The organism is Kribbella sp. (genome assembly GCF_035687465.1).
GTDB lineage: Bacteria > Actinomycetota > Actinomycetes > Propionibacteriales > Kribbellaceae > Kribbella.
Genome location: NZ_DASRXP010000190.1, coordinates 1 through 17,546 on the forward strand (window position 1 = coordinate 1; position 17,546 = coordinate 17,546).

Below are 17,546 nucleotides of genomic sequence, written 5' to 3' on the forward strand. Positions count from 1 at the left end.
GTGGGAGGAGCCGTTCGGGCTGGTGATGATCGAGGCGATGGCATGCGGCACCCCGGTGGTCGCGCTGCGCCGAGGCTCGGTCCCGGAGGTCGTCGTCGACGGCGTGACCGGCTTCGTGGTTGACGACCCGAGCGAGCTGCCGGAAGCGATTGTCGACGCGAAGACTCTCGATCCGGCCGCGTGCCGCCGCCACGTCGAACAGAACTTCGATCTGGACCTGATGGCGCGCGGCTACGAACGGATCTACCGATCGCTGACTTCGGCGACCACCTCGGTGGCGGCCTAGCGATGAGAAGGCCGGCGGTTCCACCACGACGGTGGAACCGCCGGCTCAGCCGTCAGTACCACGACAGGCCCCAGCCGGCCTGGTACTCGATGGTCGTGCGCAGGTCGTCAGCTCCGCTTGTTCGCGGATGTGATCTTCGGGGAAGATCAGCACCTTGACCGCTGCCGCTACGGGTATCGCCATGATCGCGCCGACCAGGCCGAACAGGCTGCCACCGAGCAGGGCGACCAGCAACACGGCAACAGAGGACATGTTGACGGTGTTGCGCAGCACACGCGGTGCGATCAAGTAGTTCTCGGCCTGCTGGTACAGGATGAAGAAGAGCAGCACTATGACGGTCCTCGGCCAGATGCCCACGGTGAAGAGGGAGACGACGAGACATATCACCGCGCCAAGCGTCGCTCCGATCATGGGGATCAAGTCCGCGATCGCGACCGCGGCCGCCAGCGGCAGGGCAAACGGAACCCGCACCAGCATCAGGCACACAAAGGCCGACGCGCCCGCAATCAGCGAGATAGTGAGGTTGCCGATCATGTATCCGCCAACCTTTTCGACCACGACATCCGTGATCTCCGCGACCCGCCGGCTGCGGCTGGGAAACAACCTGGGCAGTCCCTGCCGGATACGAGGCAGGCCCGCCATGAAGTACACCGTCAAGACGAGCACAGTGACGGTGGACGCGGCCGCTCCGATGAACCCCCGGACGAAGCCGACAGCGCCACCGGCGAGCTTGGCTGGAATCCCGGCTACCAGGGCGCTCAACCGGTCGGTGAGGTCGTAGCGGTCAGTGAGTCTTCGGACCACTTCCGATTCGTCGGACAGCGTGCGGAGGTAGCCGGGCAGATCGGCGAGGAGATTCCCCGTCTGCTCGACAATCGCAGGCACGACCGACGACATGAAGCCCACGACCATCAAAGCGACGACCAGGAAGACGATGGTGACGGCGCTCGGTCGGTGTACTCCCCGCCTCAGCAGCCACTGCACCGCCGGATCAAGGCTTACCGCGAGGAACAACGCAAGGACGATCAGCATGAGAACGCTGCGTACGGTGTAAAGACCGTACGCAGCAAGCACCACCGTCAGCACCCCGAGAGTCGCCACGCTCGCCCACCGGAACACCGCCGCGGACGATACCCGAGTGCCGGACTCGGCGTCGCTACGGTCGTCTCGATCATCGGCTGCCATCGCCCTCCTTCGCCGGTCTTGCTCAGTAGTAGAAAAGTTGGAGACGGCTGACGACATCGACGACGCCGGGCGCAGCCCAGGCAGCCGCGACCGCCGCATCGCGCTCGGCCCAGGACGCGACGGTTCCGGTGAGAATGACCATGCCGTTGACGATCCGCACCCCGATGCTGTCGGCATCGAGTTTCGAATTGCGCTCCAGGGCCTTCCTGATCCCATGCCTCACATCGCTGGTGAGCTGCACAGGGCTGGTCAGCAACAGGTCGTTCCGTACGTCGGTGACACCCCGCACGTTGCCGGCGACGAAGGCGGCCTCGTCGCGCTGGCACTGCTTCTCCACGGTGCCGATCAGGGTCACGCAGCCCGCCTTGACCGCGACATCCACGGTGGCCGGCACGAGTACGTCGAGCTGCAGCGCCCGCCGCACGTACGCGCACAGGTCGGCATCCTCGCGCTTGGTGAGGATCCGCACCTCGAGGTGGTTGTCGACCAGCCTGACGCCGCACACCCGCTCGGCCGCCTTCTGAGCCTCACGCTTCTCGCGGAAACTGCCGACCGTGCCGCGCAGCGCGACAACGGCGTCCTCCACCGAGACCGCGATGCCTTCGCTGCCGACCTTCGAGTCCCAGGCCAGTTCGTCGCTCACATCGCGCTGAAGTTGAGGATCGGTCACGATGCCACGCTATGCAGGTGTGCGGCGGCCGGGTCTGCCGTTTGTGCGTAGCTCTCGGTCAGGCGCGCTTTGTGCTGGTGCAGCGATAGCGCGTGAGCTGGGCTCCTGCGGAATGCGGCTTGCTAATCAGCGGGTTCGGGGTTCGGGCCCCTGGCGGCGCACCAGCATCGAGGCCCAGGCAGACATCGCAATCTGCTCCTGGGCCTTTGTGCTTCCAGCGCAGGCTTTACGCAAGTCTTTCCCGCGGACGTCGGCGATCCGCCGGTCTGCTCCGCTACCAAGTTCTCAGTACCTGCGGAGCCCATCAGGATCCGTCAGTGCCCCCACCTCATTGTCACTGTGTGTCACATCATCCCGCCCTGCCCTGCCATGCCTCACCTCACTCGTCAACCGCTGAACCGTTGAGCGGTCATCACTTTCTGACGACGGAGGCCTGAGATGCCGCGGCCTCTTCCGCGACCACGACGGTCAGACCCGCATGCTGTCAGCCTTCGGCATCGATGACGCGGAGACCGAGGAGCTCATTCAGCCGCATCGCCGGCTCCGGGATCTTGCCGATGATGTGCTGCTCGACCCAGTCGTCGTAGCAGTCGAGATTCAGCTCCGCGGCGACAACCTTCACCGCCGAGGCCACCTCGGCGATCCGGGCTGCCGGGAGCCGCTGCCGGCCGGAGACCAGCGCCGCGACCACCGGTGGATCGGCGTCCAGGTCGAACTCGACATCGTCGACCTTCGCCGCGAAGTGACCGTCGGCGGTGAGAGCGACTGCGGCGTGGAGCCTGGAGCGGCCTTGGTGAACGGCCAGCTCGACCAGTGCGGTTTCGCCGATCTTGCTGCCCGGCTAGGGATCAGTTGGACGTGGTGGTGCGGGCGTACAGCCGAGTGGTCAGGTACGACTGCAGGGCTTGTGGATCGGTTGATGTGGACAGGTAGCCGAAGTATCCGTCTGGGCGGATCAGCGCCAGTCCTTTCGGACCGATGGCGTAGTGCTCGGCGATACTGCTGGTGGGGTCGACGATGGCACCTGGCGTGGCTTCGTCAGTTCTGGTGACGATGGGCACGACGTGGCCGATTGCTCCGAGGACCTCGCCGAGTTCGTCCAGCAGATGGGCCTCGTCGGTGAGGGTGAGTAGCACGTGTCCGGGCGTTCGAAGCAGGTCGTCGATGTGCACCGGCTCAGCATGCGGCGACGTCGGTCCCGGCAGATCGGTGGCATGCGCCCCTGGTTGGGGCGCATGGCGGCGCCGCTTGCCCGCGGCGGCCGTGATCGGACTGTTCAGGTAGCCGACGGCGACCTCGGTGAGGGTCTGAGCCAGCGTATGTCGAAGCGGACTGATGTGGCTGATTGCCTTCATGGCGGCGTTCCGGCCCCCCGCGAGCGCTCCGGACAGTGTCATTCCGGTGGCCATCGCGGTGGTGAGCCGAACGACCTCGGCGCCGATCGGGTGGCGCTCGGTGTGATAGGAGTCCAGAAGTTGCGGCTCGGCCAGGCCGCGGCAGACCAGGGCCAGCTTCCAGGCGAGGTTGGCGGCGTCCTGCATGCCGGTGTTCATTCCCTGCCCGCCGGCGGGGCTGTGGATATGCGCCGCGTCGCCGGCCAGCAGCGCCCGGTTCACCCGGTACTGCGGAATCTGGGCGTGGTGGATCCCGTAGTGGGTGATCGACTCCGGATCGTAGACGCGGACTCCGGGACCCATTCGGTCGTGCGCGAGCAGCTGCACGTCTTCCAGGGTGGGTGCGGGGGCGCCATCGCCGGGGTCGGGGATCTGGAACATGAGACGGGTGCGGTTGTCGCGCATGCACAGCATGACGGTCAGGCCGTTGGGTGCGGCGAACAGCCGGGTGGTGTCGCGGGCGTAGTCGGACTGGACGGCGACGTCGGCCAGGATGAAGTGGCTTCCTTCGAAGGTGCCGACCAGCTTGCTGCCAACCAGGCGCCGAACGGTGCTATGAGCCCCGTCTGCCCCGATGATCCAGTCGACCCGGGTGGCCTCGGAACCGTTCGGTGTTGACAGCGTTACGCCGACACCGGTGTCGTCCATGGTCAGGCCGGTGAGCTCGACGGCGCGTTCGATGGCGATGCCGAGTTCGCCCGCTCGTTGCCGCAGCACAGCCTCGGTGTCGGTTTGCGGCAGGTTCAAGATCGAGGGGTACCGGCTCGGCAGGTCGGTGAGCTCGATCCGCGCCAACCTCTCGAAGCCGTCGGCCCGTGGCGCGTCGATCTCGATCGCCACCTGAGGTAGCGCCAGGTCCTGGATGCGGCCCAAAGCGCCGAGCGCCGCCAGCATCTCCTGTGACCGCGGCTGAACGCCGACGGCTCGGTATTGCGTGGTGGGCTGCGGCAGCGCGTCAATCACCCGGGCGGTGACGCCTTGACGTGCCAGTTCGCAGGCCGCGACCAGACCGACCGGACCTGCGCCGACGATCAGGACCGCCTGCGTGTGGCGGCCCGAGCTGAGTGGAGAGCCGATGAGATTGATGACCTGATTCCTGTCACATAGCCAAGGCCGTAACCAACAGCCGCCGGATCAATCGATCCGGAACCCGACACCAACCCACAAGAGCCTCCCCCGGTCGGCCGATTTGCGGTCTCGAACCGCGCCACAAGGCCCAGACGATCGGTTTCGTCGCGCCTAGAGGTTTGCAGCGTCCCGGGCATCAATGCCTCGCCGCAACCGATCGACAGATGGGAACCGCGCCGACTTCAAGCCGACGCCGCGCTCCCCTGGCGACCATCAACAGCGAGTACCGCGCACTTCACGCTGGTCCGGAAAGAATCGGTGTGACGGATCATGCTCCTGTGCAACCAGAAAAGGAAGACCGCATCAGCTCAGAACTCTCGGCCGGCGGCCAAGTTATCCCGACGCCGTCGTTGCTGTTGAACCCGCCGATGACGGTCAAGATCCACTACACGAGCCCAGACTAGCCGTCCGAGTCGCCTAGAAATGCGTCGATGGGCCGCCCGTTTCCGGGCGACCCATCGACGTCATTCGTAGCATGCGTGCTGAGAATAAGTGAAGGCGACCAGTTATTGATGGAAACGTTTGATGTCGACGGTCGAGTGCAGCAGTTTCCAGGTTGTTTCGTGAATGAACCGGACGAAAACCAAGTTTTCCCTGCGCATTGTCGCGAGGGGTCGCATCTCCGGAGAATTCATGTAGCGTAACGGGAAACGCAGGCGATCTCGGACCACCGGAAGCTGTATTGCAGCAACAGTGTGTTCGTACTTGTCCGCGCCACGGGGAGCGGGGCGGAAGTTGTTCGCCGATTGTGCGTGGGTGCGCACATACGAGGGGGCACGCCAGGTGGCGATCGAAGCGAAACCCAAGCATCAGCCGACGACGAAGTCGTACGGCTGGGGGTACAACAACTACGGCGGGCTGGGTGCCGGCCACACAGCAAAGGTGCTGTCGCCGACCCGGGTGGGGTTGCCCTCGGGCACGGTCGACGTCCAAGGCGGTACGGACTTCACGGTTGCCCTGACTCATGCCGGCCAGGTGTTCACCTGGGGTGGCAACCGCTGGGGGCAGCTGGGCGACGGGACGACGCAACCCAGGTTCGCGCCGGTTCGGGTGCGGATTCGGGGCAACCCGACCATCGTGGCGATTGCGGTCGGTGATGACCACGTGGTAGCGCTGAGCAAAAGCGGCCTGGTGTACGGGTGGGGCCGCAACGACCTGGGACAGGTGGGTTCAGGGACTCTGGCCGACCGGTCCGCGCGGCCGGTGTCGGTGAAGGTTCCCGGCAACGGGAAAGTGACCCAGATTGCCGCCGGAGGCGCCTGCTCGCTCGCGATCCGCTCCGCGGGCGGGCTGTACGCGTGGGGGCACGCAACGCCGTTCGCCGAGGCTGTGCCGGCTAGTGGATTGGGTGCCACGCACGGTGGGGTGGGCACGGTGACAGCACCTGTCCGGTTGACGCTTCCCCGTGGTGTGCATGCGAAGGACGTCGATGCGGGCCAACGACACCTCGTGGTGGTGACGCAAGACGGCGAACTGTTGACGTACGGCGTCAACGCCTTCGGGCGCTCGATCCCGCACAAGCTTGCACTGCACCGGTCCTGGGGCCGCGTGAACACAGTGAGCGTAGGTGACAACCACTCGCTTGCGATCACCACGCGTGGGGTCGTGTTGGCATGGGGGTCCAACAAGTTCGGCCAGTTGGGTACCGGCAGTACCGATCATCACGACCAACCCGTCAAGGTGGTTGTCCCGGGCTTCAGCGGCCGCGTGGTTCAGGTCCTGGCCGGTGGTGACACCTCGTATCTGCAGACTCCGAACCAGATCTATTCGTGGGGTCACTCCGGTTGGGGGCAGAACGGCACGGGCGGCACCGATCCCGCTCTTCGTGCCCGCCAAGTGAAGCTGCCCGCGCACGTCAAGCTGACCGGGATGCACTCCGGTCGCTACCACTCCTTCGCCACTCTGACTTCCGTCGGACGATGACCGGGCCCGCGGGTCCTAGCCTCCTTCCCCGCTTCGGAAAGGACCCACGACCATGAACGCCAGCGGTCCGATCCCGCCGCCCGAGGGGAACACTGAGCCTTTCGGGAAGGGGCGACCATCCGGACCGCCCGGTGCTTCAAACCTCGGCAAGGCCGGTTCTCGAGAGTTCAGTCGGCGCAACATTCTGGCCGGACTGGGCCTGGGGTCATTGGCCGCAGCGTCCGCCGGGCAGCTCTTGGGCGCCTCGCCGGCGGCAGCTGGAGCACCCATCAAGGCATCCAAGCCCACGTTGCGGGCAGCGGCTGCTCCTACACCCAACCCTGGCCCGTTCTCGGTGCGCGCCTCCTGCACGTTGACCGAAGACTACTTCTTCACCAGCGAGGTGTTGCTCAACCAAGCGAACGGGGATCGTTTGATCCCGTTCGTCAACCCGAAGAACAACGACATGGTCGAGGCGATCGTGTTCGTGAAGGGCGTCAACGGCAACCCGGGAACGGTGAACCACCTGGCGCGTGACCTTTCGGTCCCCTCGGGTTGGAACTACACCCAGCTCGACACCACGAGCAGCGTCCCGTGGCCCGCCGACGTCGCGGTAGCCTCCGACTCGACCACCGCCTACCTGATGGTTCTGGCTGAACCGGGGACAAGTCCCAACCCGGCGTGGCTGACCCAACTGGACGCCGCCGCGACGTGGGACAGCGGCTACCAGGCAACGTATGACGATCTCGGATACACCGATATGACCATCGACCGCACTGCTCCGTTCGGTGCGTTGAAGGCCGGCATCGACGACTCCGGCACGCCGTACTTCTACGCCTCGGTCGCAGAGGGCAGCACCACCTACATGCTGGGCTGGGTGGCAGTCCAAGGCTGGTCCACCGGGAACTTCGACTACCAGTTGCTCCAGATCATCGACTCCTCCGCGGTGACTGTCACCGACTACATCGTGCTGTTCGACACCTCCGGGAACGCAAACCCGGTCGGCTACTCGGTGATCCTGGACTCGGGCACCAACCTCGCGCCATACCGACAACTGGCCTTCACCTCGCAGACCAACGCACAGTTCGACGACAATTCCTTCATCACCGGCGCCGGCGAGGAGGCAGTCACCGAGCTGATCTGGGCGTGGGCATCGCCGGGCAGCACTACCGGGCTGCCCGGATTCGCCTTCCAGTTGGAGGACGACCCGGACGACGGCATCTCCGCGGGCACGTACTTCGTCGACGAGTCGGGCAACCAGCAGACGTTGTCCGACGAGGCCAGCCTGGGCAACAACGCCGTCACGGTGTGGCGGAGCAACGGCCTGTACACCGTCAACCTGCTCGACTCCAACGACACCCTCACCACCACGGCGCAGTACGACGACGGCAGTGGCCCGACCTGGGGGATCGCAGTCCCCATAGCCGTAGGGTTCACAGCAGTGTTCGGCGTGCCGACCGACCCGAACGAAGCCACCCTGTTCGCCCTCGACCCCGGCGGGGTTCTCTACGTGCTGACCAAGACCGCCACCGGCTGGACCCAGAACCTCGTCCACCAGCACGCTGCCAGCACCATCGAGCTCGCGACGTGGAACTGTCAGATCAGCCTCTTCGACGCCAACGGGGTCGGCGTCGGCGGTTCCAACGGGTCGGTGCAGCTGTCCACGAACCTGCCGATCGACGTGTGGCAGAACAACGCGTCGAGCATCCTGGCCCCCGGCAGCCCCGTCGTTCTCGCCGTCGATGCCACCGGCCAGGTCAACGTTGCGATTCCGACATCCGAGCTGGACACGGCCCAGTTGACCGCAGTCCCCTTGGATGCCGGCGGCAACAGCAACGGCCCAGCGCTGACCATCACACCGAACACCGATACCCAGGCCTACATGGCCGGAACCAGTTCACTGTCCAGCGCCGGCGGCACCAAACTGTCCGGTGGCGACCTGGTCGGTGCGCGGACCTCGACGTGGAACTCCTCCGAGCAGCGCTACACCGCATCGGCTCCGCTCATGCCCGTCCTGGGCACCGCGGGTGCGGGGGCCGCCGGCCAGGTCGTTCAGGGCATCAATCACGTCATGTCGCTGCCCACCAACAACCCCAACCAAGCCAACAACCCGGCCGGGCCTGCCCAAGCCGCTCTGCTGGACCTGAGCGGGGACACACCGACCTTCGGTACCAGCACCGATCCCACCGCCTACGACTCCCACAAGAGTGGTGACACACATTGGTGGGACGCGGCCGAGCACGACATCGATTCCGTGTTCCACGGACTGCGCCACGGCGCTATGTCCATCGGCAAGATGATCTCGACCTGGGCCAGCGACGTCGAAAAGTGGACCATCAACCTAGTCATCGACCTGGGCGACGGCATCGACCGCCTCATCAACTGGGTTGTCCAAGGGATCGAGGACGCGTACCACGCGATCAGCGGATTCTTCCACTCCCTCGGCACCGACATCGAGCACATCTGGGACTGGCTGAAGACTCTGGTGATGGGCGCTCTGCGAGACGCCGCAAATAACGCCGAGTACATCGAGGGCTGGGTGGACACGGTGGTCGAGGGCTTCATCCAAGAGATCAACGCTGCGGAGAGCTTCACAGCGAACTTCTTCGCGGGCCTCACCACGGATGTGAACACGAAACTGGCGACTCTGCAGGACGAGGTAGAAGACGATCTGTTCGGTCAGCACACTGCGCAACCGACGCCGTCCGCAGGCACAGGTGGGGATGACTCCGGCTCCCAGTTCGAGGGCGTTCAGGACGTCTTCCATTTCCTCGCGCACTCGCCGGCGGCTTGGCTGATGAAGAAGATCATGGCCGACATCCAGCCGCTGACCGGCAGCGCCTTCAACGGCATCGAACTCTCCAGCTTCGCGCAACCCATGACGGATCTGGCGACTGACGTGGACCAGGCCATCGACACGATTGTCGACGCAGCGACCACGATCATGGATCTCTTCAGCGACGCTGCGCAGTCTCCGGCGTCCTTCAATGCCCAGAGCATGACTGACCTGTTCACCGGTTTCGAGAAGGTCGTTGACGACGTTCTCGCCCTGCTCGACGATCTTGCGAACACGCTGCTCGACCTGCTCAAGGCGTTCATCGAGTACCTCGACACCTTCCTAACTTCCGAGTTCGACCCTCCCCTGATCGGGGAGATCCTTCGGCTGTGTGGCGTGGACCCGACCCCGAGCATCATGCACCTCACGGCCCTGACCATCGCGTTCCCGGCGACCCTCGTACATGCATTGTTCGCGGCTGCAGCCGGCGGGGCGGGCCAACCACTGTTCCCCTTCGGCGGGCCCAGTTCGGACGGCGAGGTCGGCAACCCCAATTCTGACTGGGCCGGGTTCGGACTAGCCATCGCCTCGGCCGTAACCCAGTTCATCTGGGCGACCGTCGAGGTCGGGCTCGAGATGATCGCCTACAACAGCAACCAGCCGAGCCCTCTCGATCTGACCCTGGCGAACTTATTCACGGTAATCGACATCTTCTGCCCTATTGCGCTGACGGTCCTGCAGTGGCCAGTCCCTCCCTCTCACACGGGAACGCAGACCCCGCCGCCAGTGGCTGATCACGACTTCACGAATGGCGACGTGTGGGGCCAGGACTACGAACTGCTTCCCTACATCTTCATCAGCGGCGGCATTCCCTGGCTGGCCGAGATGATCGGCTTCATCGCCGCGAAGGTCCTTCCGGATGGCCAGGCAAACGACTTCAACAACAAGGCCGTTCCCCTCGCGCAGACCATCCCCGCGGCCGTCAACATCATCCTCAGCTCGTGGTACTCCTACGCCAACGCGTCCAACGATGGAGCGAAGGCGCTGGCCGTGATCGCTCCGATCATCTCCAATCTCTCCTACCTCGACTCCATCATCGCGTCAGATCAAGCGAAGGACGCGCTTGGCAGCGGGATCCCGTGGATCAAGTTCTACATCGACACTTTCGGCAACTACGGCACCGTCGCCATCGACGTCGGTGAAGCCATCGCCGCCGCGGCCAAGTGAGCCGTGGCACGGAGCACCATCGGTCACATCCGGTAGGAATACGGCGATGCCGCGGTACAGGATACGCGAGCCCAAGGAGGAGAAAGAGGCTGCGAGGCGGCGTGCTGAGCGGCGTGTCCGAGGTGCTCACGCCTCGAACTCAGAATTGCCGCTGAACTTGCTGCTGGCAACCATGTGGCCGGCGCCGGGCTCACGAGAACCGGCCGCCCAGCAGGTCGCGGACTCGGTTCCAGCGCTTGTCGTACGTCGCGCCGAATCGGCCCCGGGCTCGTTCCCGCTTCCGCTCGCCGTACCGGCGCAGTGCCCAGGTGGAGCCGGGCTTGGCCAGCCTGACCGCTCCGACCAGGGCCACCGCCGGTACCACGATGCCGATCAGGCCGGTGGCCAGCTTTCCCTTGAGGAAGCACAGGGCCGCCATCACGAGGTGGAACCCTATTCCGCCGAAGTAGGTCCACCGCGCGAGCGCACTGCCGGCCCCGTCGGCCTCGGCCCCGATCGGGCTGGTCTGCGTCAGGAGCACGACACCCAGCGCCCCGCCCAGCATGATCGCGTCGATGGATTTGCGTCCCTGTGGTCCCCAGTAGACGTCGTCGAGATGCAGCCACAGCGCGAACTCGTCGAGCGTCAGGGCCGCCCCTGCCCCGAACATCAGCGCGAGCACCTCGGCCCACGGACTGTTCGGCGCGTAGCGAAACTGCAGGAGTCCGGCGAGCAGCACCATCAGGATCCCCCAGACCTGATGGTGGATGTGGATGCCACCGATGAAGACGTCGGACAAACCGCCACCATCCTCGGGCTCCGGAGCAGGCTGTTTGGCGCGGATGCGTCGAGTGACCCCTCGGGTGACGGTGAAGGTGACGAGGAAGGCGAAGAGCGCCCAGGCGGCCTGCGCCCGGCCGGTGTCGACGAGCTCCCGATACCAACCCATGCAAATCACCCCGTCAGACGTTGAGGGAGCCGGTCGCGATCAGCACAACCCCGAGCACCGCCGCGACCACCAGCACCGCGCAGGCCGCCGCCTCGGCTCGGTTGAAGGCAGGCAGGCCCTGCTCACGGCGGGCCATCAGGTACAACAGCGTCCCCGGCGCGTAAACGACGGCGGACAGCAGAAGGTACTTCGGGCCCGCTGCGTACAGCATGAAGATCGAGTAGACGACCGCGACGGATGCGATCGCCCGCTGCCTGCGCCGCTCCGGCTCGCCAGCCGAGGTGTACGTCTGCCTGGTGATCGTCAGCTTGAGCGCGTACGCCGCCGCCAGCAGATACGGGATCAACGACAGCGCGGTGTCGAGCTTGAGCATGAAGTCGAGCGCATCGTCGACGAACAGGACCAGGATCAGGACGAGCTGGACGGCGATGGTCGTGGTGAGCAGGGCGGCGATCGGGGTCGCGTGCGCGTTGTCACGGGTCAGGAACCTCGGCATCACGTCGCCGCGCGCCGGCATGTAGAGCACCTCTGCGTTGATCAGTGTCCAGGCCAGGTACGCGCCCTGGACCGAGATGATCACGCCGATGCTGACGAACGTTGATCCCCAGTGTCCGACGACGGATTCGAGCACGCTGCCCATCGACGGTTGCTTGGCGTTCGCGAGGTCGGCCTGGGGCAGTACGCCGTACGAGACCAGCGTCACCGACGCGAACAACGCCAGCACACTGAGGAATCCGAGGATCGTGGCCCGGCCGACGTCCGCGCGCCGGCGGGCGAAGCGCGAGTACACGCTCGCCCCCTCGATCCCGAGGAAGACGAACGTGGTGACCAGCATTGTCTGTTTGACCTGCTCGAACACCGAGCGGAACGACCGTGCGTCACTGCCCCAGAAGTTGTCCGCGAACGTGCCCGCCTCGAACCCGATCGCCGCGATGACGACGAACGTCAGGATCGGTACCAGCTTCGCGATGGTGACGATCCGGTTGACGACGGTCGCCTGCCGCACACCGCGCGCGATCAGGACGTGGAACAGCCAGACGCCCGCCGACGCCAGGACGACGGCGAGCAGTGTGTTGCCTTGGCCCAGGCCCGGGAAGAACGCGCCGAGGGTGGTCATCGTGAAGACCATGAAGAAGACGTTGCCCGCCACGTTGCTGGCCCAGTAGCCGAAGGCCGCGTTGAACCCCGCATAAGCCCCGAACCCGGTCTTGGCGTAGATGTACACGCCGCTGTCCAGGTCCGGTCGACGGACGGCCAGCGACTGGAAGACGAGGCCCAGCATGAGCATGCCTGTGCCGGCGACGAGCCACGCGATGACGGCACCGAGCACGCCGGTCGCCGCGCCGAACTCCTGGGGCAGTGTGAAGACCCCACCACCGACCATCGAGCCGACGACCATGCCGGTCAGGGTGAGGACCGAGACCTTCTGGACTGCGCTTGCCTGGCGGGTGGTCACAACAGCCTCACGCTCTAACCGCCGGGCCGGACGAGTGGGAACAAGATGGTGTCGCGGATCGAGAGCCCGGTCAGGTTCATGACCAGCCGGTCGATGCCCATCCCCATCCCGCCCGTCGGCGGCATGCCGTACTCCAGTGCCTCGAGAAAGTCCTCGTCGACCTGCATGGCTTCCGGATCGCCCGCGGCGGCCAGCGCGGACTGGGCGACCAGCCGCGCGCGCTGGTCCACCGGATCGATCAGCTCTGAGTACGCGGTGCCCTGCTCCGCCGCGAAGATCACCAGATCCCACTTCTCCGCGAGTCGCGGGTCCGACCTGTGTGGCCGGGTGAGCGGCGCGTTCTCCTTCGGGAAGTCCGTGTAGAAGACCGGCGTCGTCGTGGTGCGCTCGCACAGCTCCTCGTAGATCTTCTCGAGCAGGAACCCCCAGGAGGCGTCCGCGTCGTGCTCCAGCCCGACTTTCGCCGCGTGTCCGCGGAGCGTCTCGATCGGCGTGTCCGCGGTGATTTCCTCGCCCAGCGCATCCGACAACGCTTCGCAGATGCTCTTGACCGGCCAGGTCCCGGACAGGTCGTACTCGACCGTCTTCCCACCACCGTCGGTACGGCGCGCGATCGGCGAGCCGTACACGGCGGTCGCGGCCTCCTGGATGATGTCCTGGGTCAGGATCCGCATCGTGTCGTAGTCGCCGTACGTCTCGTAGACCTCCAGCGACGTGAATTCCGGATTGTGCTTGAAGTCCACGCCCTCGTTGCGGAACTGCCTGCCGAGCTCGAAGACCTTCTCCATACCGCCGACCAGCAGCCGCTTCAGGTGCAGTTCGGTTGCGATCCGCAGATACAGGTCGAGGTCGTAGGCGTTGATGTGGGTCTCGAACGGACGTGCGTTCGCGCCACCGTGGATCAGCTGCAGGACGGGTGTCTCCACCTCGGTGAACCCGCGCGCATGCAGAGAGTCGCGCACGCTCCGTACGACGGTCGCCCGTGTGTACGCGATATCGCGAGCGGCCGGGCGAACGATCAAGTCGACATAGCGAGCCCGGATCCGTGCCTCCGGATCGACCATTCCCTTGAACTTGTCCGGCAGTGGCCGGATCGCTTTGCTCGTCAGCTGCAGCGACTCGGCTCGTACCGAGAGCTCGCCCCGCCGGGTCGTGATCACCTCGCCGGTGACGCCCACATGGTCACCCAGGTCGATCTCGCGACGCCAGAAGTCGTGGGCCTCCCGGCCGACGGCGGCCAGGTCGACCATGATCTGGAGGTCACCGCTTCCGTCGCGCAGCTTGGCGAAGCCCAACCGGCCGTGGTCGCGTTTGAGGATGACTCGCCCCGCCACCGATACCCGGCGACCCGTTGAGGCTTCCGGCGGAAGCACTCCGGCGTCGGCGTGAACCGTGGCCATCGTGTGCGTGCGCGGATACGTCGCCGGGTAGGGATCGACGCCGCCGGCCCGGATCCGCTCGAGCTTCGCCCGGCGTACCCGCACCTGTTCCGGCAGTCCCTCGAGCGACATCGCCTCGGCCACCGGATCCGGCGCCTCGGGTATCAGGGCGGCGACCGCTGCGGCGTGGCCGATGCCGGCGGTGTCCAGCGCGGTCTCGGCGGTCCGATCGGACTTGCGCTGGAGCATCGTCAGGCGAGGACGCGTGAGGAACCCCTCCGCGCTGCCCGCGGCCGTCCCCACCCGTGGAAGGTCCGAGGTGTATTCGAAGCACATGAACCGCGGCTGCCAGACCGGGAGATACTTCGCGTTCGAGCGGTACAGCGATTCGAGCTGCCAGTTGCGGCCCGCCACCAGGAGCGCCTGACGCCACAACCGGGCAACCGGCCCGGCTCCGATCTCCGCTCCCCGCTCGAAGGCCTCGCGGAACATCGCGAAGTTGAGCGAGAGCCGGCCGATGCCGACGGCGGCCGCCGACTCGGCCAGCGCTGAGACCATCAGCTCCACGACGCCGTTGTCAGCGGCCGGGTCGCGCCGCATCAGGTCGAGCGAGAGCCCGGTCCGGCCCCACGGAACGAAGCTGAGGAATCCGCGCAGCTCCCCGTCGCCGTCGTACGCACGGACCAGGACGCACTGGCCGTCGAGCGGATCCTCCAGGCGGCCGAGCGCCATCGAGAAACCCCGCTCGTCCCCACCGTCACCCCGCCACGATGCAGCCGCCACGCTGAGGGCCGCGAACTCGTCGGCGCTCAGACTCGCGTGCCGAATGACATCCGTGGTGTAGCCGCGACGCTGAAGGCGGGAGACAGACTGCCTGACAGGCTTCATACCAGGCCCGTTCAGCGAGAACGTCCGCAGGTCGATGATTGCCTCGTCGCCGATTTCGTACGCCATCAGACCGGCCTCCGCGAACGCAGCCGCGCCCAGCTCGCCCGCACCCATCACCGCTAGCGACAGGCCGTTCGCTCTGGCGTCCTCGCGCCACCGCGCGATGGCTACCGGCCAGTGGGCGACGTCGCCGACCGGATTCCCGCTGGCGAGACTGACCGATCCGATCGCGCGGTACGACACACCCGCTCGCGCACTGGCCGGATCGCCGGAGTCCCAGATGATCGACTTGTCCCGGCGGGTCGCGAAGTAGCCGAGGGAGTCGGTGTCGCCGAGGTCGCGCAACAACGTGCGGATCCTGGCCTCGTCCCCGACGTTCAGGGTTCGGCTCTGCTTGGGCGCCCGGAACAACAGTTGCGCCGACACCAGTACGACGGATGCGCCCGCGATTCCGATCAGCCCGCGTACCCACAGCGGTGCCGTCACCGCCTGGTCGGGTGCCAGCTCGCCGAGGTCGGTGAGCATCTCGTCCAAGACGTACTGGGCCGCGGTCGCGAAGTCGCCGGCGTCTCCGAACCGGCGCACCAGCGCGGCGCCGCCCAGCAGCACCGCCGCGCCACCGACCAGGAACGAGACGATCGCTTGCAACAGGCTGCCCGGCACGCGTCTGGCCGCGAACTGGGGCCGGGCACGCCACGCGACGACGAGAACTCCGGCGATCACCACGAGGCCGGCGAGCTGCACCAACGACCCGCCGTCGATCAGGGAAGCGATCCTGGCCAGCTCCGGCAAGATCAGCCACCACAGCACCAGGAGCCACCACGCGGCGCGCAACCGGCGTCTCAGTGCCACCCCCATGGCCGCCAGAAGTGCGGCGTAAACAAGGCTCGGCACGACGGGAATCGTGAGCATCGAAACGACATCCTGCTCACGCGCGAAGTAATTCCTCCACGGCGGCACCACCGCGACAACAGTCACCAGCGCGGCGAATACGAACATGGCCGCCGCGAAATGGTCCGGCCAGCGATCGTCGAGCGGTTTGAGAACAGCAACCGAGCGAATCCGGGCAGGTGATTTCACCGGCAACGCAGCAGTATCCACCGTCGAGTTCATCCAGGCCCCACCCTGTAAACTCAGCAATGCGCCAGCGCGCATCGCCTCCCCAACTCACGACAATACCGGAGACCGTTGGTGACGTATACGCCCTGGCCGACTGCCTACCCGTTGTCCGGGTTGAGGCGGCGGAGTTCCCGCCCAGGACGAGCACGGTCCAACGAGCGTAGCCTCGGCATATGGTCGCCGGTCTGCTTGGAGCCTTTGCAGCAGCCGTCTGCTATGGCGTGGCCTCAATACTGCAGGCTGTTGCCGTCCGCCGTACTCACTCCGCGGAGGGCCTCGACCCACGGTTGCTGGTCCGATTGTTCCGCTCGTGGCCGTACCTGCTGGGAATCGGACTCGACTGCTTTGCCTTCCTGCTGTCCATTGCAGCGCTGAGATCTTTGCCGCTGTTCGTTGTGCAATCGATCGTGGCGAGCTTCCTGGCGATCACCGCAGTTCTCGGCGCGATCTTCCTGCGCATGCACCTTCGCCGGTCCGACTGGATCGCCCTACTGATCGTCCTCGCCGGACTGGTACTGGTCGGTCTGTCCGCGGCCGAGGACCGTGCGGTCTCGGTCAGTAACGCGGGACGCTGGGGCGTGCTGGTGGCAGCCGTCGCGCTCGGAGTACTGGCAGTGCCGCTGGGCCGGATCAGCGGCAATCGTGGTGCCGCCGCCCTCGGGGCACTTGCCGGTCTTGCCTTCGGCGCGGTCGCGGTGGCCGCCCGGGTGCTGCCCAGCTCGGTCCGTCTCGACACACTGTTCAGCGATCTCGGCACGTTGCTGACCGATCCGTCGACCTATGCGCTCATCCTCTCAGGCGGGGTCGCGCTCCTCACCTACTCGACAGCCCTGCAACGCGGCAGCGTGACGCAGGCGACGGCACCGCTGGTGATCGGTGAGACGGTCGCACCTGCGCTGGTCGGCCTCCTCATGCTTGGCGACAGACCCAGACCCGGCTGGGGATGGATCGCGACCCTGGGTTTTATCCTCGCGGTAGCCGGCGCTCTGAGCCTGTCACGGCACGGCGACCTCGCCCGGACCGAGCTCCAACGCACGCCGTGAGCACGAGCCCGGACCCGCATGGGCCCGGCAGGCGATCGGCCTGCCGGTGTGGCTGCGGGCGGTCAGTCGCCGCTGGTGTCGAAGTTGAAGTCGACCCAGGAGTGGGCGCCGCCGCTGTTTTGGCTGGTGCCGCCGAAGGCGGGGTCGACATCCCCGCAATTCCCG

Annotated in this window: 11 protein-coding genes; 4 read left to right on the top strand and 7 right to left on the bottom strand. The window is 66.1% G+C overall.

Annotated elements, in window-relative coordinates; genetic code table 11:
• Positions 1 to 286, top strand: a 286-nt coding sequence (locus VFG33_RS09510; protein ID WP_325024576.1) for a glycosyltransferase, incomplete at its 5' end; no start/stop codon positions are given.
• Between the two features lie 45 nt (positions 287 to 331).
• On the opposite strand, the gene VFG33_RS09515 is transcribed toward VFG33_RS09510, so the two are convergent.
• The 4 genes from VFG33_RS09515 to VFG33_RS09530 form a co-directional block, all read right to left on the bottom strand.
• Positions 332 to 1,471: an AI-2E family transporter gene (locus VFG33_RS09515; RefSeq protein ID WP_325024578.1), complete on the bottom strand. Its 1,140-nt coding sequence runs from the start codon at positions 1,469 to 1,471 to the stop codon at positions 332 to 334.
• 22 nt (positions 1,472 to 1,493) lie between these two features.
• On the bottom strand, positions 1,494 to 2,141 hold the full coding sequence (locus VFG33_RS09520) for a BON domain-containing protein (protein WP_325024581.1): 648 nt from the start codon (positions 2,139 to 2,141) through the stop codon (positions 1,494 to 1,496).
• A gap of 484 nt (positions 2,142 to 2,625) precedes the next feature.
• Positions 2,626 to 2,832, bottom strand: a complete 207-nt coding sequence (locus tag VFG33_RS09525) for a hypothetical protein (RefSeq protein WP_325024582.1) — start codon at positions 2,830 to 2,832, stop codon at positions 2,626 to 2,628.
• 157 nt (positions 2,833 to 2,989) lie between these two features.
• Positions 2,990 to 4,621 (bottom strand): FAD-dependent monooxygenase, encoded by a 1,632-nt coding sequence (locus VFG33_RS09530; RefSeq protein ID WP_325024595.1) that lies wholly within the window; start codon positions 4,619 to 4,621, stop codon positions 2,990 to 2,992.
• 798 nt (positions 4,622 to 5,419) lie between these two features.
• Here VFG33_RS09530 and VFG33_RS09535 point away from each other — a divergent pair.
• A complete protein-coding gene (locus VFG33_RS09535; protein ID WP_325024584.1) occupies positions 5,420 to 6,586 on the top strand; it encodes an RCC1-like domain-containing protein in 1,167 nt (388 codons plus the stop codon).
• Between the two features lie 352 nt (positions 6,587 to 6,938).
• Positions 6,939 to 10,568, top strand: coding sequence for a hypothetical protein (locus tag VFG33_RS09540; RefSeq protein ID WP_325024586.1), 3,630 nt, complete (start codon positions 6,939 to 6,941; stop codon positions 10,566 to 10,568).
• 190 nt (positions 10,569 to 10,758) lie between these two features.
• Here VFG33_RS09540 and VFG33_RS09545 read toward each other — a convergent pair whose 3' ends face one another.
• The 3 genes from VFG33_RS09545 to lysX are packed head-to-tail and all read right to left on the bottom strand — an operon-like array spanning position 10,759 to position 16,332.
• The gene (locus VFG33_RS09545) at positions 10,759 to 11,496 is read right to left on the bottom strand and encodes a hypothetical protein (RefSeq protein ID WP_325024588.1); all 738 of its coding nucleotides are present in this window, start codon (positions 11,494 to 11,496) and stop codon (positions 10,759 to 10,761) included.
• A gap of 13 nt (positions 11,497 to 11,509) precedes the next feature.
• Positions 11,510 to 12,952, bottom strand: coding sequence for a basic amino acid/polyamine antiporter (locus VFG33_RS09550; protein WP_325024590.1), 1,443 nt, complete (start codon positions 12,950 to 12,952; stop codon positions 11,510 to 11,512).
• A gap of 14 nt (positions 12,953 to 12,966) precedes the next feature.
• Entirely contained in the window at positions 12,967 to 16,332 is a 3,366-nt protein-coding gene (gene lysX, locus VFG33_RS09555) for a bifunctional lysylphosphatidylglycerol synthetase/lysine--tRNA ligase LysX (protein WP_325024592.1), read from the bottom strand.
• A gap of 179 nt (positions 16,333 to 16,511) precedes the next feature.
• On the opposite strand from lysX, the gene VFG33_RS09560 reads away from it, so the two are divergent.
• Positions 16,512 to 17,381, top strand: a complete 870-nt coding sequence (locus tag VFG33_RS09560; protein WP_325024594.1) for a DMT family transporter — start codon at positions 16,512 to 16,514, stop codon at positions 17,379 to 17,381.
• The last annotated feature ends 165 nt before the right edge of the window (positions 17,382 to 17,546 follow it).

Excerpts from the sequence above, each read along its gene's own strand:
- VFG33_RS09515 (WP_325024578.1), bottom strand. The coding sequence starts at position 1,471 with ATGGCAGCCGATGATCGAGACGACCGTAGCGACGCCGAGTCCGGCACT.
- VFG33_RS09545 (WP_325024588.1), bottom strand. The coding sequence starts at position 11,496 with ATGGGTTGGTATCGGGAGCTCGTCGACACCGGCCGGGCGCAGGCCGCC.
- lysX (WP_325024592.1), bottom strand. The coding sequence starts at position 16,332 with ATGAACTCGACGGTGGATACTGCTGCGTTGCCGGTGAAATCACCTGCC.
- VFG33_RS09560 (WP_325024594.1), top strand. The coding sequence starts at position 16,512 with ATGGTCGCCGGTCTGCTTGGAGCCTTTGCAGCAGCCGTCTGCTATGGC.